9 protein-coding genes and 5 pseudogenes are annotated in these 20,276 nt (G+C 68.1%); 1 reads left to right on the forward strand and 13 read right to left on the reverse strand.

The features are described from left to right. Window positions 1-312: 312 nt before the first annotated feature. The 11 genes and pseudogenes from GA0115234_RS00640 to GA0115234_RS44155 form a co-directional block, all read right to left on the reverse strand. A complete protein-coding gene (locus GA0115234_RS00640) occupies window positions 313-2,220 on the reverse strand; it encodes a non-ribosomal peptide synthetase (protein WP_093538867.1) in 1,908 nt (635 codons plus the stop codon). Beyond that, entirely contained in the window at window positions 2,204-9,031 is a 6,828-nt protein-coding gene (locus GA0115234_RS00645; RefSeq protein ID WP_202553236.1) for a type I polyketide synthase, read from the reverse strand. Before GA0115234_RS00645 ends, GA0115234_RS00640 begins: the two co-directional genes overlap by 17 nt. Then, window positions 9,024-11,108 carry a beta-ketoacyl synthase N-terminal-like domain-containing protein gene (locus GA0115234_RS00650; RefSeq protein ID WP_237540967.1) on the reverse strand — a complete coding sequence of 695 codons (2,085 nt, stop codon included), beginning with the start codon at window positions 11,106-11,108 and terminating at the stop codon, window positions 9,024-9,026. The genes GA0115234_RS00645 and GA0115234_RS00650 overlap by 8 nt, the downstream gene beginning before the upstream one ends. 59 nt (window positions 11,109-11,167) lie before the next feature. Further along, window positions 11,168-12,445 carry a cytochrome P450 gene (locus tag GA0115234_RS00655; protein ID WP_093538870.1) on the reverse strand — a complete coding sequence of 426 codons (1,278 nt, stop codon included), beginning with the start codon at window positions 12,443-12,445 and terminating at the stop codon, window positions 11,168-11,170. A 74-nt stretch (window positions 12,446-12,519) separates the two neighbouring features. After that, entirely contained in the window at window positions 12,520-12,735 is a 216-nt protein-coding gene (locus tag GA0115234_RS42935) for a hypothetical protein (protein ID WP_237540973.1), read from the reverse strand. Continuing rightward, complete coding sequence (locus GA0115234_RS42940) at window positions 12,648-12,932, reverse strand: hypothetical protein (protein ID WP_237540968.1); 285 nt, start codon at window positions 12,930-12,932, stop codon at window positions 12,648-12,650. Before GA0115234_RS42940 ends, GA0115234_RS42935 begins: the two co-directional genes overlap by 88 nt. A 133-nt stretch (window positions 12,933-13,065) precedes the next feature. Then, on the reverse strand, window positions 13,066-13,461 hold the full coding sequence (locus GA0115234_RS42945) for a beta-ketoacyl synthase N-terminal-like domain-containing protein (RefSeq protein WP_256088509.1): 396 nt from the start codon (window positions 13,459-13,461) through the stop codon (window positions 13,066-13,068). 308 nt (window positions 13,462-13,769) lie between these two features. Then, a pseudogene (locus tag GA0115234_RS00665) lies at window positions 13,770-14,347 on the reverse strand (transposase family protein); the annotation flags it as partial. Between the two features lie 68 nt (window positions 14,348-14,415). Continuing rightward, window positions 14,416-14,556 (reverse strand): annotated as a pseudogene (locus GA0115234_RS42950) (hypothetical protein); the annotation flags it as partial. Window positions 14,557-14,702: 146 nt separating this feature from the next. Further along, a pseudogene (locus GA0115234_RS42955) lies at window positions 14,703-15,095 on the reverse strand (transposase); the annotation flags it as partial. Window positions 15,096-15,102: 7 nt separating this feature from the next. Next, window positions 15,103-15,465: pseudogene (locus GA0115234_RS44155) on the reverse strand (transposase); the annotation flags it as partial. 223 nt (window positions 15,466-15,688) lie between these two features. Here GA0115234_RS44155 and GA0115234_RS00675 point away from each other — a divergent pair. Further along, window positions 15,689-18,232, forward strand: coding sequence for an AAA family ATPase (locus GA0115234_RS00675; protein WP_093538872.1), 2,544 nt, complete (start codon window positions 15,689-15,691; stop codon window positions 18,230-18,232). Between the two features lie 8 nt (window positions 18,233-18,240). On the opposite strand, the gene GA0115234_RS00680 is transcribed toward GA0115234_RS00675, so the two are convergent. Both GA0115234_RS00680 and GA0115234_RS00685 read right to left on the reverse strand, forming a co-directional pair. Next, a complete protein-coding gene (locus GA0115234_RS00680; RefSeq protein WP_256088510.1) occupies window positions 18,241-19,986 on the reverse strand; it encodes a 3-hydroxyacyl-CoA dehydrogenase family protein in 1,746 nt (581 codons plus the stop codon). Window positions 19,987-20,026: 40 nt separating this feature from the next. Continuing rightward, window positions 20,027-20,276 (reverse strand): annotated as a pseudogene (locus tag GA0115234_RS00685) (crotonyl-CoA carboxylase/reductase); the annotation flags it as partial.

The raw sequence follows: 20,276 nt of genomic DNA on the forward strand, positions 1-20,276 counted from the left end.
GCCTCGTCTTCACCAAGTGACGACAAGACCTTGACCGCCACGCTGGGCGGCATGGGCCCCTCGGGCCCGGTTGCCGCCCACCCGTGATGCCGTGTCGTTGCTCGGACCGGCCTGACCATCAGGCCGGTCACGACAACACGACCACGCACTACGGCATGATCAGCGCTGGACATCCGTCGGCAACCAGGAGGGTTGCGAGTTCTGACTCTGGTCGCCGCCGTACCGGGCTTCCCGACGAGGACATGTCTCTCAGGCGCCGGTCCGGCGCCCGACGAACATGTCCGGCCGGTGCCATCGGAACCGGCCGGACACTTATGCAGTCATGCGGCCGCGCGACTCCTGTACACGGTCCGCCAGTGACCGGATCGTTGGTGCGGAGAAGAGTGCTGAGACGGGCAATGAGACGTCCAGTTCCTTCTTCACCACTGCCATCAGACGTACGGCCCGTAGAGAGTCTCCGCCCAGTTCGAAGAAGTTGTCCAGGACGGAGAGCGAGGGCGTTTCGAAGAAGCCCTTCCACAGGGAGAGCAGGGCCTGTTCCTCCTCGGTGGCGGGGCGAGCGTTCTCGTCCTCCGCATCCGGCTCCTCCCCGTGCCTGGCCAGTGAGGCGCGGTCCACCTTCCCGTTCGCCGTCAGGGGCAGTGCGTCCCACACGGTCACAAGTGCCGGCAGCATGTACGGCGGCAGGAATTCTCCGGCGGCCTTCTTGATGTCCGCACCCGTTCGCCTGGCACCCGCCTCCAGCACGACGTGCGCCACGAGTCGCTTACGGCTCCGGTCGCCCGGGGCCGTGACGACAGCGCACGCGACCTCCGGACATCGCAGCAGCGCGGCCTCCACATCGCCCAGCTCGATCCGGTAGCCGCCGACCTTGACCTGCATGTCGTCGCGGCCGAGGAACTCGATCTCGCCGTTGGGCAGGAGACGTCCCCAGTCACCAGTCCGGTACACGCGTTCTCCGGTGAGCGGAGAGACGGTGAAGCTCCTCGCAGTCTTCTCTGTGTCTCCGAGGTATCCACGGGCCAGGCCGGCGCCGGCGATGCAGACTTCACCTACGACCCAAGTGGGGCGCGGCCGGTGGAGCGTGTCCGCCACAAAGACCCTCTGGTTCCGCATGGAGGTGCCGTAGGGGATGGACGGCAACGTCGCATCCTCGGGCACGATCCGATGCCGGATCGACCAGATCGACGCCTCGGTCGCGCCTCCCAGGCTCCACAGCGCCGCCTGAGGGAAGAACCGCCGGATCTCGACGGGCAGGACCACGGGAATCCAGTCCCCGCTCATGAGGACGGCGCGCAGCGAAGACGGAGCGTCCGGGGACGGATCTGTGTCCTCGGACGACGTCAGATGCTCGCACACCATGGCCATCAGCGCGGGAACGCTGTTCCACACCGTGACGTTCCCCTCAGCCATCAGGGAAAGCCAGTTGGCGGGTTCGCGTGCGTCTTCCGGACCGGGCAGTACGACTGCGCCACCGACGGAGAGGGGGGCGAAGATGTCGTAGACCGACAGGTCGAAGTTGAGAGCCGAGAGGCTGAGGACGCGGTCGTCCGCGGTGAGCGACAACTCGTCGTTGACGTCCAGGATCGTGTTGACCGCCGGTCCGTGCTCGATCACCACCCCTTTGGGGACGCCTGTGGAGCCGGAGGTGTAGATCACGTACGCGACGTCACGAGGTGTCACCGGGACGTCCCGCGCCGTGTGGACAACGGTGTTCTCGAACGAGCCGGGCGCCTCGACGTCCAGCATCGTGAGGCCATCGGGCCAGTGGACAGTGTTGCGTAGCGCGGGCTGGGTGAGGATCGTGTCCAGCCCCCCGGCGGCGATCACCGCGGCGAGGCGCTGGGCCGGCCAGTGCGGGTCGATGGGGACGTACGCGCCTCCCGACCGCAACACGCCCATGGTGCCGACCACCTGTTCCCAGCCCTTGTCCATCACCACGCCGACCAACGTTCCTGTGGTGGTGCCATGCTCTGCCAGGAGAGAGGCCACACGAGCCGATTCCGCGTCGACGTCGGCATAGCTGAGCCGCCGGTCCCGTGAGATCACGGCGACGGCGTCGGGAGTACGCGCGGCTCGTTCGACAAATCGGGCATGGAGGGTGTGGTCCGAGGGGAAATCGGGCTCTGGAGTGCGCTGGAGCCTGCCGGCGCCGGGGGCCGGCCCGGGGTCGTTCGCCCAGGTGGGCGCGAGCCAGGCGGAGTTAGCGACAGAGTTCACGAATCAGCCTTTCGTATGCCGTGAACATGGAGTCCACGACGCCCTCCGGGAACACTTCCTCCACCACGTCCCAGTTGAGGATCAGACCGCCGTTCTCCTCGAACGCTGTGTGGTCAAGGATGACTTGCGGGGTACGGACCCCACTCCATACCGGCGTGCCGGTCTCGCCCATCCGGCACAGCCAACCCACCGGCCCGGCCTCCTGCCCGTCCGCAGCGGCCCCACCGACAGTGCTGTTGAAGACAACCGGCATGCGCGCCCGCCCCGCGCTCGCGTCCATGCGGCCGAGGTCCCTGAGCACGTCGAGGCCGGAATAAGCGGTGTGTTCCATGTCCTGCATCAGCTGCCGTTGGATCCGGCGGGCCGTGTCCCGGAACGGATCGGCCTGATCGAACCGCACTTCGAGCAGACTTGTGGAGGAGAAGTTGCCTATGACATTCGATGTGTCCACACCGGCTGTCGCGTCCCGTTGCGACACGAGGCATGTGATCGTGAAGTCCGGTGTCTTGGACCAGGCAGCAAGCACGTGACAGTACGCCCCCAGCACGGCACCCGACGCCGTCAGACCGGCTACCGCGGCATTGCGCTTGAACTGTTCCCACTCCGGTGCGTCGACGCGTATGAAGCGGTTGGTGAACACGGGGCGCGGCACATCGCCAAGGCGGACTGCGAGTGGCAGTTCCGGAGCGGGGGGCAGGCTCTGGAGCCGACCGGTCCAGTACGACCTGCTCTGGTCGCTCTCCGCCGTCGACGCCTGCTCGCGGATCTTGAGCGTGAACTCGTCGAACCCGGACCGGAGTTCCGGGAGTTCCAAGTCCGGGGCGTCGTAGAGCTGCGCCCACTCCTTGAAGAGGACGGAGGTGCTGCTGCCGTCCGAGACGAGTACGTCGATGCCGAAGTGCAGTCGCGTCACAGTCGAGCTGATGGCCGTGGCGCGAACCATGAACAGGGGCCAGCTCGTGACGTCGAACTCCTTGGCCTTCAGCTCTGCATGTATCGCAGCGAGCCGCTCGTCGCGCTCGTTCTCCGTGAGCCGGGTCAGGTTCTCGATGGGGATCGATATGCGCGGCACCCTGCCCAGCACCCGCTGGCTCCCGGCCTCCGGGGCGAAGACGGCCCGCAGCATCGGGTGGCGCCGTACGAGCCGGTCGAGCGCGTGCTCGGCCGCCGCCACGTCGAAGCCGGTCAGGTCGACCTCCACGTACAAGTACGTCGAGACGTTGCCCAGTTCGAAGTCGCCGGCGCGCCCCGCGAGATACGCCTCCTGCAGTCTGGTCAGGGGAAACGGGGCGGAGTCGGGCATGGAGGGCTCGTCTGCCCTCAGCTCGTCGGCGTCCGTGCCCTGTTGCGTCTTCTGCCTCGCGGGGGCGGCGATCGGGGCTGGAACGGAGCTTGGCTCAGCCTCCTGGCCTGGGCTGGGCTCCGCGGACTCGTCCGACTCCTGCCCATCATCGGGCAGGAACACATCCACGACGTGTGAGGCAAGTGCCTCCGGAGTCGGGTGGTCGAAGACCACGGTGGCACCCAGCCGGATGTCGAGTTTGCGACCGAGGCGGACGCGCAGCTCCATGGAGGTGAGGGAGTCGAAGCCCATCTCGTAGAAGGACTGCTGGGCGTCCACGCGCCGGGGCTCGGTGCCGAGCAGTTCGGCCACGCTCTCCTTGACCAGCGTGAGCAGGCCGGCGACGCGTTGGTCGTGGGATGCGTCCGTCGAGTTCAGGAGGTCCAGGACTGTGGCCGCCTCTTGTGGACGGGCGGGCTGGTCGGCCTCGGCGCGTTGCTGAGCGGGAGCGGGAGGTGCCTCCTGCGTCTCCAGCCGCGGAGCCGGGACGGACGGGGCAGCGGCGACAGTGGGTGCAGGTGCCCGCACCTTCTCGGTCCGGTCCACCCCGCGCCCCGCGAGGCGGGAGAACAGGAACGGGCCGTCCGTCGTCGCGTCTTCGGTCGCATCGGACACCGCGAGACGCGCCGCGATCACGGCGGTCGTGCCGCTGCTGAGTGCGGCATCGAACAGGGCAAGTCCCTCCGACACCGTGAACGGCGCCACCCCGTTGCGCCGCAGTCGCAGCAGATCCGCCTCGTCGAGGTGCCCCGTCATACCCGTCGCCTCGTCCCAAAGACCCCAGGCGACGGAGTTGGCCGGCCGGCCCTGTGCCCGGCGCCAGTGTGCGAAGTGGTCCAAGAAGGTGTTCGCCGCGGCGTAGTTGGCCTGCCCCGGGCCGCCGAGCACGCCGTACAGGGAGGAGAAGACGGTGAAGAAGCGAAGGTTGTCCTCACGCGTCGCAGCGTCCATGTTGAGCGCCGAGTCGACCTTGCTCGCCAGGACACGGTGTAGTTGCTCGGGCGTCATGTTCGGCACGATGGCGTCGTCGAGGAGGCCCGCGGCATGGACAACACCTGCCAGCGGACGTTCCGAGCGCAGCTGGTCCAGGGCCGTGCGCAGGCGCTCCGCGTCGGTCGTATCGGCTTCGAGCACGCGGACCGAGGCGCCCAGACGCTCCAGGTCGGAGGTGAGGGCCGTGATACCGGGCGCCTGCCCGCCGCTGCGGCTGAGCAGCGCCACGGACCGCACGGACTTATGGGTGACGAGGTGGCGGGCCAGGGCACGGCCGATCGTGCCGGTGCCGCCGGTGATCACGACGGTGTCGTCGCCGCAGTCCGGGAACGGGACGATGACGGGAGCCTGAGGCCACAGATGTGGGCGCAGCACACAGCCGGCGCGCACGGCCAGCTGGGCCTCGGAACGTCGCAACGCCGTCTTGATCGGGACCGGTTCGGCGACTGCCGAGTCGTCGACGTCGATGACGCGGATATGACCGGGGTTCTCGGTCTGCGCGGTACGCACCATCCCCCAAAGAGCGCTCGAGGCCAGGTCGTGCGCGTCATCGCCGGGGACAGCCACCGCGTTCCGGGTGACGAACGTGAGAAGAGCACGCTCGGAGAGGTCCTCGGCGAGCATCCACTGCTGAACGGCCTCCAGCGCCCATGCTGCCGTGTCATGGACGTGAGCCGCGGTCGCGGTCCCGGGGCCGGTCGACGGGGTGGACAGGATGACCTGCCAGTCTCCGGGCAGAGCCCTGACGATCATGATGGCTTCGTCGAGCGTGGCCACTGTTATCCCGCCGCGGGCGGTGTCGCGCAGGGACGAGGCGAGCGGCCCGTCAGCGCCCACGACGCACAGGCGGCGTTCCACGCCGAGTTCGCTCTCGGCCTCCGCCCAGTCGGTCGTGTAGAGCGTGGCCTCCTCGTGCGCCGGTTGCTGAGCGGGGCGCTCAAGGCCCCGGACCACCATGCGGTCGACACTCAGCAGCACGTGTCCATCGTCGTCGGCCAGAGTGAGGGCGATCGCGTCGGGAGCCACTCGGCGGGCAACGGCCCAGCACTGGTCGGCATCATCGGCGTCACCGACACGTACGCCGTTGAACACGAAGGGGACGGCGATGTCCCCTGCCGCCGACGTTTCGATCAGGCCGCAGGCCACGGCGGCGTGCAGTGCCGCGTCGGACAGCGCCGGGTGCAGCGCGAAGCCGCTGTGGTTGATACGAGCGGTGTCCGGCAGGACCACCCGGGAGCGGGCCCAGCCGTCGCCGTGCTCTCCACCGCGTACGCCTTGGAACGCGTCGCCATAGCCGTACCCCATCTCGCGCAGCTGCGCGTACAGCGCGTCGGCTTCCAGGCGTCCGGCACCGGGCTCGGCCGTGAGACCGGCGGGAGCCGGTCGGCAGGTTTCGGGGGATACCAAGCCCTCCGTGTGATGGCGCCACTCGGCGTCGGCCGCCGAGCGCGAGTACACCGCCACGGCCCGTTTCCCCTGCGCGTCGGCGCGTCGCACGGTCACCTGTACATCGACCTGAGCACCGTCCACCGGAAGAAGCAGTGGATCGCGGAGCACCATCTCGTCGAGGGCGGGGCAGTCGACTTCGCGCCCCGCCGACAGCAGCAGCTCCGCGAAAGCGGTGCCGGGCAACAGAGGCGTGTCCTCGACCCTGTGGTCCATCAACCACGGGTGGCTCCGGATGGACAGGCCCCCGCTCATCACCATGGTGCCGTCGACCGTCTCGACCATGGAAGTCAGGAACGGGTGGCCGCCGGCCGCGATCCGCGTCCTGCTCGTGCTCGGCCGAACGGCGGCGGACACGGAGACGGCCGTGGTCTCCATCTGTGTCGGAAGCCAGAACCGGCGTCCTTCGAACGGATAGGTGGGGAGGCTGTCCGGAGCCGGCCTCCCGGACCACGCACCGGTGTGCAGGGCAGCCCAGTCGACGTCGTGTCCCTTCACATAGGCCTCGGCGGCAGCTGTCAGGAACCGCTCGTACGAACCCTGGTCCCTGCGGAGGGTCGCGCACACCGGGGCGTCACTGTCGGCCTGTTCCAGAATCTGACGCAGCGAGGTGAGGAGCACTGGATGCGGGCTGATCTCGATGAAGGCGTCGTAGCCGTGCGACACCATGGCCGTGACGGTCTCGGCGAACCGGACCTGCTCACGCAGGTTCCGATACCAGTACGCGGCGGTCAGGTCCTGTCCCCGTACGCGGTCGCCTTCGACCGTGGAGAAGAAGGTCACGTCCTCCGTGGAAGCCTGGAGGCCGTCGAGTCCTGCCATGATCCGGCCTTCGAGTTCGGCCATGACGGGAGAATGGGAGGCGCACTTGGCCGGGACCCGGCGGGCGTACACGCCCTGGTCCTCGCACTGGTCCAGCAGACGCCGGATGCCGGGTTCGTCGTCACCGGACAAGACGGTGAAATCGGGGCCGTTGGTCGCCGCGACGGTGAGATGCGCGCTCGCCCCGCGTGTGGCGGTCACCGCCTCCTCGGCACCGAGCGCCACGGCCACCATGCCGCCGCGGCCCTCGTGCTCCAGAACGCGGCTGCGGCAGGCGACCACACGGGCTGCCTCATCGAGACTCAGAGCACCGGCGAGGCACGCGGCGGCGACCTCGCCCTGAGAATGCCCGATCACTGCGGCAGGCCGGATACCGGCGAGCCCCCACATCGACGCGAGGCCCAGCATCATGGCGAAGATGAGGGGCTGGACGACGTCCGTGCGCTCCCGGTCCGTCTCCTGGTCCCTGCCGGCCAACAACGCCAGCAAGTCGTAGTCGAGGTAGGGCTTGAAGGCTCCTGCGACCTCCTCGATCCTCAGCCGGAAGACCTCGGAGTCCTTGAGGAGCCGCACGGCCATGGCATCCCACTGGGACCCTTGCCCGGGGAACACGAAGACCAGGCGTCGAATGCGCCGTGCCTCATCGTGGACGACCGCTGTGGAGTCGGTGGCGTCGGCGAACGCCCGGAGCGCAGCGGCCAGGTGCTCTCGTCCTCCTGCGATGGCGACGGCGCGGTGGGCATAGTGCTCGCGCTGTGTCGCGAGCGCCTCGGCGGTTGCCGCCACGGAGGAGGTCCCGGAGGTGAGGTGTTCGGCGACCCTCGCGGCATGAGAACGCAGAGCCGCCGGCGTCTTGGCGGAGAGGGTGAGGGCGTGCGTGGCGTCGGGGGCGTCCGCCGGGATCGCGGAGACCGACGACTCCTCCTTCCAACTCTCCAGAATCATATGAGAGTTGGTACCGCTGACACCGAACGAGGAAACGGCGCACCGACGTAAGCCGTCCTGTGCCGTGGGCCAGGGCCTGCTCTCACGCAGGACGTTCACCGACGAGGACCAGTCCACGTGGGAGTTGAGGTCCTCGACGTGCAGTGTCCTGGGCATGGTGCCGGCGCGCATCGCGCTCAGGCACTTGATGACACCGCCGACTCCTGCCGCGGCCATGGAGTGGCCGATGTTCGACTTGAAGGAGCCGATCCACACGGGTTCGTCGCCGCGGTCCGCTCCGTAGGTGGCCTGAATGGCGTTGGCCTCGATGGGATCGCCGAGCTTGGTGGCCGTACCGTGCGCCTCCACGAGCTGGACCTTGCCGGGCGCGAGCCGGGCGTCGGCGAGCGCCCGCTGGATCACCTTGACCTGAGCCTTACCGCTCGGTGCGGTGAGGCCGTTGCTCGCGCCGTCCTGATTGACGGCGGTTCCCTTGATGACGCCGAGGATGCGGCGCTGATTGCGCCGGGCCACCGAGAGGCGTTCGAGGACGAGGACGCCCGCGCCTTCGGCCCAGACGGTTCCGTTGGCGGTGTCGGAGAAGGTACGACAGCGTCCGTCCGGCGAGAGGGCGCCCTTCTTCGCGTAGTCCACGAACATACCGGGGCCCGTGAGCACGGTGCAGCCGCCGGCGAGCGCCAGATCCGTCTCGCCGCTGCGCAAGGACCGGACGGCGGTGTGAATCGCCACGCCGGACGACGAACAGGCGGTGTCGATGGTCAGGGCAGGACCCTCCAGGCCCAGGAGGTAAGCGATCCGCCCGGACGCCACGCTCGGTGAGGTGCCGGTACCCATGAAACCGGCGGTCTCGTCCTGCCACTTCCACAGCGGCATCCCGTACTCGTTCGGCATCAGCCCGACGAATACGCCGGTCTGTGAACCCTTGAGGCTCGACGGGACGATGCCCGACCGCTCGATCGCCTCCCAGGCGACCTGCAGGAGCACCCGCTGCTGCGGGTCCATGGAGATCGCCTCAGCGGGCCTGATCCCGAAGAAGTCGGCGTCGAAGAGGTCCGCGTCGTGGAGGAACCCGCCCTGCCGCACAAAGCTCGGGTCGTAGAGCGCCTCGGTGTGCCACTCGCGGTTGTCGGGAAAGTCGGAGATGGCGTCCCGGCCCTCGTCGACCAGGGCCCATAGACGCTCCGGGGTGTTCATACCGCCGGGGTAGCGGCAGGCCATACCTACGACGGCTATGTCTTCGGGCTCCGTTGTCTTCTCAGCCACGGAGTGCCTCCAGTTCGGTATCCAGGTGTGCCGCGAGGTCGTTGATCGTCGGGTGGTCGAAGAGCGCGGACTCCGGGAGTTCCACTGCGGTGGCGGCCGCGAGACGGTCCTGGAGCTCAAGCAGGGACATGGAGTCGACGCCCAGGTCCTTGAAGGTGCTGTCGTGATCCACGCGTAGGCACTCATCACCTGTTTCGCCCAGAAGGTCGAGGAATTGGTGCTCCAGGAACGACCGGATGAGCCAGAGCCGTTCCGAAGGATCGGCAGTCTGCTCCCAGCCGTCGAGCAGAGAGCCGGTGAGGGCCTCTTCCGGCACCGCAGGGGCCGGCTCGGGGGTTGGGGCAACGGAGCGGGGCGGAGCGGGTCTGTGATAGATGTCGCGTTCGAAGGGGTACGTGGGCAGGCCAGGCACCTTGCGCAGTCCTGTTCCCAATCGATCCGCGACCTCGGCAATGTCTCCGTGAGCGGCGTAGGTACCGGCGACAGCGACCCAAGCAGCTCGTTCGGCTCCTGCGTTGTGCAGCCAGTCCGCCGGTATGGCCAGGTCGTGGCCTGCCACGATCTTGAGCAATCCGTCGCGCATCTGGTCCCAGCAACCGCCGACCACCGCGACCCGGTGCTCGCCCTCGTCGCGCTGCGCGAGGGACCACGCCACATCGCTCACGGTGTAGCACTCCATGGGGAAGGAGTGTTCGAGGAAGGCGCGGGCCAGCGAGCGGACCGCTTCGCGGGTGCGACCCGAGAGACACCACACGGTGTCCAGGGCAACGCGCTCGGGCGGATTCCGGGACACGAGTCGACCGGACGGATCCGTTGTGCCGGGTGAACTCGCCAGGACTACGTGAACGTTGGTGCCACCCATACCGAACGAGCTGACCCCGACCACTTCGTCGGTACCCAGGCTCTCTTCCTGGTCCGCGCCGACGACTCGAAGGTTGAGGTCCGCCAACGGCAGGTCCTCGGGGCTGCGGTGATGGTGCAGGGTCGGTGGCAGCTTCCCATGATGCAGTACCAGGCACGCCTTGATGAATCCGGCGATGCCCGCCGCCGACTCCAAGTGCCCGATGTTCGACTTGACCGAGCCCACGAGCAACGGCGCGGTCCGCGAGCGCCGCCTTCCGATGGCCTCGCCGAGGGCCTCGGCCTCGACCGGGTCACCCACGGGTGTGCCCGTGCCGTGGAGTTCGACGTAGCCGACCGACGCACCCGTGACCCCTGCGGCGCGGTGGGCGGCTTCGATCACCTCGCGCTGGGCGTCCGGGCTGGGGACACCGAGACCGGCTCTGCCTCCGTCGTTGTTGGTGGCACTGCCGCGCACCACGCAGTAGACATGGTCACCGTCGCGTACGGCAGCTTCGAGTGGCCTGAGTACGACGACGCCACCACCTTCGGCACGGACATATCCGTTGGCGTGCTCGTCAAAGGCGCGACAGCGGCCGTCAGGGGACAGGCCGCCCCACAGTTGAATCTGGTCGGTCACGTCCGGCAGGAGGTTGAGGTTGACACCGGCGACGAGCGCGGCATCGCATTCGCCCAGCCGCAGGCTCGCGACCGCCCGGTGCAGAGCGCACAGGGAGGACGACTGGCCGGTATCGATGACTTCACTGGGGCCGCGCAAACCGAGGTGGTGGGAGATGCGCCCCGCCAGCAGCGAGCGGCTCGAGCCCATGTGGCCGAACCTGTCGAGGCGCCCGGAGGCGAAGTACTGCGTCTTGAAGTCATCGGCGCACGCCCCCACATAGACACCCCAGCGCGTCGCGCGCAGGTTGTGTGCGGGGACGGCCGCGTCCTCCAACGCCTGCCATGCGAGCTCGAGCAGGAGCCGCTGCTGCGGATCCATGTGTTCGGCCTCGCGTCGGACGATCCCGAAGAACCTGGCGTCGAACTCGTCGATTCCCTCGATGAAGCCGCCATGCCGTATGGGAGTGCGGGGTTCGGCGGGCGCGGGCCCGACACGTTCCTCCCAACGACCGGGCGGAGCGCTGCCCACGCTGTCCGCCGCGGACATGAGGTTGCGCCAGAACTCACCCGGATCGGAGGCGCCGGGAAAGCGACACGACAAACCGATGACAGCCATGGGGGCTGCGCCTGGTTCCGCATACCTCGGTGCCGGTTGCGGCTGGTGTGTCCGTGCGGTCATGAGCCTGATCCACCTGCTTCTTCCGTGCCCGAGCGGGATCGCTGCGGTCCAGGGGCAACGACGAGATTCCTGAGTCCCCGGAAGGTGGGGCTGGCCTTCCACTCCATGTGCTGGGGCTTCGTGCGGACGGAGAGTTCTGGACAGCGTCGGACAAGGACGTCGAACGCGACTTCCGCCTCCAGGCGTGCAAGGTGCTTGCCGATGCAGTTGTGGATGCCGCCGCCGAAGGCCAGGTGTTCACGGCGTGGCTTGTCGACCGTGAAGCGGTCGGGATCCTCGAAACGCGCGTCGTCGCGGTTGGCCGCGGCGAAGGCCAGGAACACGATGGAGCCGGCCGGGATGGTCACCCCACCCACCTCGACCGACTCGGTGGCGTACCGGTACAGCGACAGGTTGAAGGGCGACTGATGGCGCAGCATCTCTTCCACGGCGGCCGGCACGAGCGACCGGTCTCGCCAAACGCGCGCCTTCTGATCCGGGTCCGACTCCAGCACCAGCAGCCCCGTGACGATCAGGTTCGCCGAGGTCTCGTACCCGGCGGCGAGCAGCGCGTACGCCTGGGCGACCGCCTGCGACTCGCTCAGCGAGAGGGCGAGTTGTGTCAGGATGTCGTCGGTGCCCGTCTCACGCCGCTGTGCGATGAGGCCGCGCAGGTAGCCGACCATCCGCTGCGCATCGCGCCGGAGTACCTCGGGTTCCGCGTCACTGGTGATCGTCTGTACCCATTGGTGGAACGTCTCGCGATCCTCGCGCGGAACCCCGAGCGTCTCGCAGATGACTCCGATCGAGTAGGGGAAGGCGAAGTCCTGGACGAGGTCGAACGACTCCTGTCCTGCGACGGCATCCAGGACCGATTCGGCCAGTTCCCGCATGGCCTGGCGCTTGGGAGCCACTGCCCGCGCGGTGAAGGAGCTGTTGAGCGGTTTGCGCAGGGCGGTATGGATCGGCGGGTCGTTGTTCGCCATGTTGTCGTAGAGCAGAGAGCTTCGGTCCTGCTCCTGCCCGCTGTCCCGGGCACTCGCCGCGAACAATGGCATTGCTTCATCGAAGCTTTTACGAAACCGGGTATCCCGCAGCACGAATTCAACATCCTCGCAGGACGTCACCATCCAGGCCCGCAAGTTCGGCGGCAGGTAGGCCATACCCGTTTCGAGTACGACTTCAGTGGGTTTGTTTCCGCGTTGTTTTATCGTCCGGTAGACAGAATACGGATCTCTGTAGAAATCCACATCGAGACGGACGGGGCACCGGTTTCCATGTATATCGGATGTCATGGGCTTCCTTCACTGGAAGAGTCAAAGCGGTACCGCTCGGCCACGGTGGCGCCAGCCGATGCCTCAACTTCCCTTCACAGCTGGGCAGTTGAGGGAGCATGTAGATGTCGGGCGCGGCCGAGGACAAGTGAGGCGTTGCGCCCGCAAAAGCCGAAGGAATTGGCCGATGCGACCTGGAACTGGCCCGTGCGTGGCTCGCCCATCACCACACCCAGGTCGATGCACGCATCCACCTCCCGCAGGTTGCGGGTCGCGGGCACGAAGCCGTCGAGAAGCGCGGGGATCGCCACGGCCGCACCCATGGCCCCGGACGCCCCGACATGTGACCGGTGACGGATCTCGTCGCGGTGACCACGGAATGCGCACCGATGGCCTGGGCGATGGCATCGGACCCACACGCGTCGCCATGGGGCGTCGACGTCGCGTGGGCACGGGCGTACCCCACGTCCTCCCCAGTGATCCGCGCGTCGCGCAGCGGCAGGGTCATGACACACACCTGTCCCGCCACGTCCAAGCCCGGAGCGATGACCTCGGCCCCCGGCGCGGGGGCGGTAACCGGCGCCTGGGCGCCGCCTCGTGCGCCCGGGTCATACTGACCCGCGCAACAGGGCCGTCGGCCATCAGCATGGGCACGGTGTGAGGTGAGCCCCACCGCGGCCTCTTGACCTCGAACGTGTGGTTCCGGGCCAGCAGGAACGTGGCGCCGCCGATGCCGGTGCCCCTGGCCACCGCGAGATACTCAGAGGGAGTTCCGGGGAGCCGGCGTCCCACCAAGCCTCCCGGGACGCGACGAGAGCGATCTGCTCCGCACGGTCGAGCCGACGGGCTTCCGTCCGTGCCAGGGAGTCGGCGGGGCTCACCGCAAGAAGCCCGTCGATCCGGACGCGCGACTCTCGGGCCCATTCGTCCTCCAGATTTCCAATTCCGTTGGCACCGCTTCGCATTGCGGCCCACATGCTCGACATACCTCCGCCGAGCGGCGTCATTGTGCCCAGACCGGTAACCCATACGTCCACTGTTCCATCTTCCCTTCGCTGCTACCGGTCGGGTTCCGGGCCCACAAAGCCGGTGTAGGGCCGGGCATTCCTCAGGCAGTTCCCATCCGGGGGAATGAGAAGAGCGGCTGAAGAAGCTTCGTCACGTAACGCACATACCGCACTGTCAATGAGAGGGACTCCGCCAGGCTTTGAACGCTAGCCAATGCCCAGACGTGTCGCAAGAGGCCCCGATCTCAAGAGAATTGACGATTAGGGGGACCCCCCTAAAGCGTGTTGCGCAAAGCTGTGGGGTGGGCAGGCGGAGCCGGGTTCTGTGACGTTGTGGGTCATGCGGCCGGGGCGTGGTCGTGGAGGGTGGCGACGGCTTGGACTGCGTGGTGGAGGCCGTTGCTCGTTGTCGGCAGTCGCGGAGGATCTTGTAGTGCTTCATGCGGGCGAAGGCATGTTCCACGCGGGCCCGCACGCGTCGATGTTCGGCGTTGTCCGCTTCCTGGCCGGGCAGGAGCGGGCGGCCGGGTCGTTTCCGGTGCGGGATGACGAGGCCGGTGTTGGTGTGAGCGCGCCGTCGGCGGGCACCGTCACGTCCTGGCAGATCGTTGCGAGTCCGGAGTCCCGCCATGCCTTGGCATCCGCGGTGTCGCCGGGCACCGGTGGGGCGGTCGCGATGACGAGCTTGGTGTCGGCGTCGATGATGACCTGCGCGTTCGCGGAGGACCGGTAGTTGCGTGAGGAGGCGCCGACCTTCCGGTCCCGGACCGGGATCAGGGTGCCGTCCACGATCCACAGCCGTTCCACGGCGTCGGCCGGGCGCGTGGTCGGCTCGATCGCCGGCAGCGGCCGGTGGATGACCCGGCACACGGTGGCCGGCGAGCAGCCGAACAGGCGGCGCGAGCTGCCACATCGTGGGGCGACGTGGCGGTGCCGGCCGGTGAACGAGCGGCCCTCGAAGCGGTCGAGCCCGAGAGTCGTCTTCAGCTCGCGGTAGTCGTGCTCGATGCGCCACCGTAGTTTCGCGAGCCGGACCAGGTCCCGGGCGGGGATGTCGGCGGCAGGTCGGAGGCCCAGTTCTTGACCGGTTCGTTCTCTCCTCCGGGCCACTGGGCGATCAGCCACCGCAGTGCGATGACACCATCCCGAGCCGGCTTCGGGCGGCGGCCGGCCAGGCGGACACGCAGGAACACGAACCGGGCGGACATCACTGTCCTCGAGCCTTTGCGCCAGGTGACCGCGACCGCTCGGGCACGGCCGGCGGCCGGGACGTGCTCGCGCAGGCTGACCGGACGGGTCCGGTAGCGAGGCAACGGTCTGGGCCCGAGCCCGCCGCAAGGCGGCTGGTAGGGTTCGGCAGTCTCGGCGTGGGCGGCCATCTCGCTCTTGACCTGCACGGCGTAGGCCAGTCCGCGGTCTTCCAGCCCGTGGCGGAAGTCGGCGTCCGCCCCGTAGCCGGTGTCCGCGACCAGCACCGCGGGCCGCAGTCCGACGGCGCTCACTTCGTCGAGCATGTCCAGTGCGAGCTGCCACTTCGGCCGGTGACGTTCCTCCTCCAGGATCCGGCAGCGGGCCCGACGGCCGGTGGCCTCGGCGCCGTCCCAGCCCGGCGGGCAGGAACAACCGCCTGGACAACGGGCACGAAGCGGTGTCGGACGCCGCATGGACACCGACCCCTATCTGGCAGTTCCCGACCTTGCCCAAAGTGCCGGAGTGCTGCCTGGGCACCCCGGGCGAGGCTGTTCCGCCCTTCGGGAACCCGGTGTCGTACACGACCGGTACCTGCGGCCGGACCACCACCACCGCCCGGCGGGCCGGTCTGGTGCGGACCGTGTCCACCTGCCAGGCCGACGACGTCATGAACTGCTGCGACTGCTGATGGTCCACACCGAGCCGTCCGGCCATCGGCTGCATCGGCCTCCGCCGCCCGTCCAGCAGCAGACCCCGCAGATACAGGCTGCCCTTCACCCGCTGATCGGCACGCGCCAAAGGCGCGAACACCTCCCGGTGTGCGCCTCCAACCAGCCTCGGCACAAAGCGAGTTCATCTCCCCTCATACCAGCAGGAAACCACCAGAACAGCCACTTGCCCAGAGACGTAACAAAAGCCCTAGCTTGTCCCGTCCGTCGCCGCGGTGGGTGGGCATCAATCGCACGAGGGTCAACGGGGTAGGGGGGTGTCGCCCGGCATGCTTTGATTGCGTGAGCAGTGCACACGGCGACCAGAACCAGGCCCCCTGGAAGGAGCGATGTGCGTCATGGAGTTGGCAGAGCGATGCCGAGCGCAACAACTTCTTGACAGTCTTTTTAGAGAGGCCCGTGACGGTAGAGGGCAAGCCGCTCTGGTTCTCGGCCCCCCTGGGGTCGGGAAGACCGGGGTGGTCGACCACGTCAAAGGGCAAGCCGAGCGGGCGGGCGCGACCGTGCTGAGCGCCACGGCATCGGCGGCGGAACGCTCGTTCCCGCTGGGCGTCGTCGCCCAACTCTTGTCCAGTCTGGGGTACTCCATGGACGAGATCGCGGCCGTGTGCGAGTCGCCGACCAAGGTCGCCGCCGCGGTGCACGACGCCATCTGCGTGGTCTCCGAGCGCACACCTCTGGTCGTCACCGTTGATGATGTCCACGACATCGACAGTGAGTCCCTGCGATGCCTACTCTACGTCGTCCATCGTGTGGCCCCCCTGCGCGCTCTCATTCTGCTCACCGGGAGTTCCGACCTTCCCCAGCAGAGTCCGGTACTGACCGCTGAGTACATGCGCAATCCCAGCTGCTCGCTGCTGCGCCTTGCCTCGTTGTGCGCTTCGTGTGTCAGAAGAGTGCTCGCCGAGCACATGGGGTGCGGCGTCTGCGACCGGACCGTGTCCCTGTGGCGGCGGGCGTCCGGGGGGAGCCCTCTTCTGCTGCACGCGCTTCTGAAGGACTGGTCGGGTTCCGGCGCACCAGGCGAAGTGGGCCAGGGTGCGGTCCCCCCTCCGCTTGGTGGCGACGCGGTCCGGTTCGCCGTTCAGTACGTCCACGCTCTGATGACAGAGGACGGGTTGCGGACCGCGCGGGCTCTCGCTGTCCTTGGAGAGTCGGCTACCGCGGATCGAGTGGAGCGCCTGCTGCACCACCTGGGGATGTCCGCCAGTGCGGCCGCACGTTCACGCAGTGCCCTGCAGGCAGCCGGCCTGACCGACGGCCTCCGCTATCACCTGGAGGCAGCCCGTGATGTGGTGCTGGACAGAACCCCGAGCGACGAACGGACGCGGCTGCATCGAAACGCCGCGTTGGCACTACGTGAGAGCAACGCCGAACTGAGTGAAGTGGCAGGCCATTTGGTGCACGCGCGGCCCGCTCAGGAGCTCTGGGCGGTCATCGCCTTGCGGGAAGCGGCCGCGCAGGCACTGCATGAGCACGACGCCGAACGGGCCATCGCCTTCCTTCGAGCCGCGTACGACGCGTCCGCCGACGGCTCGGCGCGCGCGGTGGTCCGGGCCGAACTGGCTCAGGCGGAGTGGGAAGTGGACCCGGGGGCAGTTCGCTGGCATCTGGCCGATCTGCTCGATGAGCACCGAGCCGGCCTACTGAGCCGGGAACACAGCTTACTGCTGGGCATGTATCTGTTGTGGTCGGGGCGGACACAGGAGGTCAGCGTTCTTCTCACCGACCTCGATGCCGTGCGGGAGGAGTTGTCCCAGGACGCACGGGCCCGCCTCGACGCATTGCGGGTCTGGTTCGCGTACTTCTTTCCCACCTACGGCGCGCGATACCGACAAGGCCCCCTGGAGGCCCCGCAGGATCCGGGCCAGTGCATCGTGTCAGTGGATCCGCAGTGGGACGGAGCGCTGGTGCTCGCATCGCTGCTGGCCGAGGGACCCACCGACGACGCGTGTGGAGCGGCTGAGCAGCTCCTGCAGGCACAGGTGCCGCATCAACCACTTCTGGCACCGACGATGGCCGCGTTGATTTCGCTGATCCGCGGCGCGCGCCTCGAACGAGCCGCGGGCTGGTGCGACCGGTTGGTCATGGGCTGCTCGGAGCGCACGACCACCTGTCAGGCGATACTGCTGGCCGCCAGCGCGACCCTGGAGAGTTGGCTGGGCAATTTCACGACCGCGCTGACCCGCGCGGAGCAGGCCCTGACGCTGCTGCCTGCATCGGCCTGGGGGGTGGCCATCGGTCTGCCACTCTCCGCCAAGGTGCTCGCCTGCGTCGGTCTCGGGGACCTCGAGGCGGCGGCCGAGTGCCTACGTACCCCAGTGCCCCAGTTGATGTTCCAGTCCCTGCCCGGACTGCACTACTTGCAGGCACGCGGTCGCCTTCACCTGGCTGCGGGGCGTCACCGAGCGGCGCTCGGCGATTTCTACGCGTGCCGGGACCTGATGGCCGCGTGGAAGCTCGAGGTGTCCGTCTTCACGGCCTGGCGAGTCTATGCCGCCGAAGCGCTCGCCGAGCTCGGTGACAGGGACGAGGCGGCACGCTTCTTGGAGGAGGAACTGGCACAGCCGGACACGGGCAGCCCGTGGCTGCGCAAGCGGGCGCAGGTGCTGTACGACCGGTTGTGCAGCGTCGGCACCGACGCGAGGCCCGGCAGGAGTCCTTCGGAGGTGACCGAAGAACTCCATACGCTGAGCAGGGCCGAACACAAGGTGGCCCAACTCGCGCAAGAGGGACTCACCAATCGGGAGATCGCCGAGCAGCTTGGTGTCACCCCCAGCACCGTCGAGCAACATTTGACCCGCACCTACCGGAAGTTGGGGGTGCGGGGCCGTGCAGAGCTCCCTGTGGCGATGAACTCGGCAGAACTTCTCGGGGGTTGAGCGAGACCTCAGGCCCTGCGCAGTCCCCGGCCTGCCTTGCGTCCGAGATGGCCCCCGCCGACCAGCTCCCTGAGAACGGTTGGTGGTTCGCAGCCCGCCTCGGGAAACTCGGCGTGCAGACGTTCCAGAATTGCCAGGGAGACGTCCAGGCCGATGGTGTCGAGCAGAGTGAATGGTCCCATTGGATATCCGAATCCCTGTTCCACCGCAGTGTCGAGAGCCCCGATGTCGAGAGCAGCGTCATCCAACAGCCGCACCGCGTCCGCGAGATAGGGGAAAAGGAGGCGGTTGACGATGAACCCGGCTCGGTCGCTGCAGGCCACGGCGACCTTGCCGAGGTCGGCACAGAACTCTCGGCCCACATCCATCACGTGTTCGGCCGTGTCCGGCGTCCGCACCAGCTCCACCAGCTTCATCACGGGCGCGGGGTTGAAGAAATGCAGGCCGAGCGTCTCCCCGGGACGGCCGGCCGGAGCAGTACAGGCCGCCACGGACAGGCTGGAGGTAGTGGTGGCCAAGATCGCACCGGACCGACACACCGCCCCGAGCCGCGCGAAGACGGCGCGCTTTATCTGGAGATTCTCCGCGACAGCCTCGATGACCAGGTCGCAGCCGGAGAGCGCCGAGACGTCGTCGACGGTGGCGAGCGCGGCGGACGCCTCCTTCTTTCGTGCTGGGGTGATCCTGCCCCGACGCACCGCCTTGACCAGCGATGCCTCGATGCCCGCCGCGGCGCTCCGGGCCTTGTCGGTGTTACGAGCCACCAACGTGACGCGGTGCCCGGACGCGGCGCACACCTCCGCGATCCCGCGTGCCATCGTGCCGGAACCGAACACGCCAACGTGGCCTATGGCCTCGCCGGTTGACGGAGAGCCCGTACGACCCCGTTCGACGGAGGTCCTCTCGCCCGGCAGCCCCTGCATGTCGTAACCGTGGAAGCCCTGACCGGTCCTCCTTGCCGGGATGCCCCTTCGCAGCATCGATGTCAGGAGCGGCACCGGGCGGAAGGCCTCCTCACCGGTGCGATTCCAGTGAGACTCCAGGTAGCTGTGGACCTCGTCCACGCCCAGCTCTTCGATCAGCTCCAACGGACCGGACGGAAGTCCGCAACCAAGTCGCATCGCGGTATCGATGTCGCGGGGGGAAGCAAAACCCTCCGCAACCATGGCAGCAGCGCGGTTGAGGAACGGGTAGACGAGCCGAGTGGCGAAATCGCTCGCTTGTCGGCCGAGAACGACGCATTCGAGTCCGATGACCGTCGCGAGGCGTTCCGCCACGTCAACTGCTTCGTCGGACGTCAGTGAGGTGCGTACGACTTCGGCGTGCCTGCCGACCGCCGGCGGGCGCAGCAGTCGTAGGCCGGCGATTCGGCCGGGACACCCCGCGGCGGTGGTGAGCGGAAAGAGAGGTAGCGAGGAGGCCGTGGTGACGATTGCCGTGTCGGGCGGGCAGACCTGACGCAGCCGGCGGAGTACGTCGCGCTTGGCGGCCAGATCCTCGGCCACCGCCTCCATCACGACACCGACGTCGTCCAGCGCAGTGATCTCGGTGGTCAGGGTGCGCGAGGCGGACTCTCCGGTCTCGTCGATGTCTCTGCGCTTGAGGCGTTGCTCGACCCTGGCGATGACATCGGGGTCATGGTCCACGCCGATCACCGGGCACCCGATGGCGGCCACCATGCTCAACAGCGCTTCGCCGACCTTCCCGAGTCCCACGATTCCGACGGCGCGGCCGGGTCCCACTATGTCCTGCACGTCTATTCCTCTGGTTCTCATCGGCTCCGGTCCCGGATGCTCAGGGCCGGAAACGGTTGATGGCGTCGATGTGCCGCGCGCGCAGCTCCTCGTCGCGCACGCCCAGGCCCTCGCGCGGCGCCAGTGCCAGCACACCGACCTTGCCCTGGTGGAGGTTGCGGTGGACGTCGTACGCGGCCTGGCCGGTCTCCTCCAGGGAGTAGACCTTCGACAGGGTGGGGTGGATCTTCCCCTTGGCGACCAGCCGGTTGGCCTCCCAGGCCTCGCGGTAGTTGGCGAAGTGCGAGCCC

Origin of the sequence: Streptomyces sp. DvalAA-43, assembly GCF_900091725.1 — a bacterium.
In the GTDB taxonomy this organism is placed as follows: Bacteria; Actinomycetota; Actinomycetes; order Streptomycetales; family Streptomycetaceae; genus Streptomyces; species Streptomyces pulveraceus.

Bases quoted from the DNA above. Each gene is read 5' to 3' on its own strand.
- GA0115234_RS42940 (WP_237540968.1), bottom strand. From the start codon at position 12,932: ATGACCCTGCCGCTGCGCGACGCGCGGATCACTGGGGAGGACGTGGGG.
- GA0115234_RS00655 (WP_093538870.1), bottom strand. From the start codon at position 12,445: ATGACATCCGATATACATGGAAACCGGTGCCCCGTCCGTCTCGATGTG.
- GA0115234_RS00650 (WP_237540967.1), bottom strand. From the start codon at position 11,108: ATGGCTGTCATCGGTTTGTCGTGTCGCTTTCCCGGCGCCTCCGATCCG.
- GA0115234_RS00675 (WP_093538872.1), top strand. From the start codon at position 15,689: ATGGAGTTGGCAGAGCGATGCCGAGCGCAACAACTTCTTGACAGTCTT.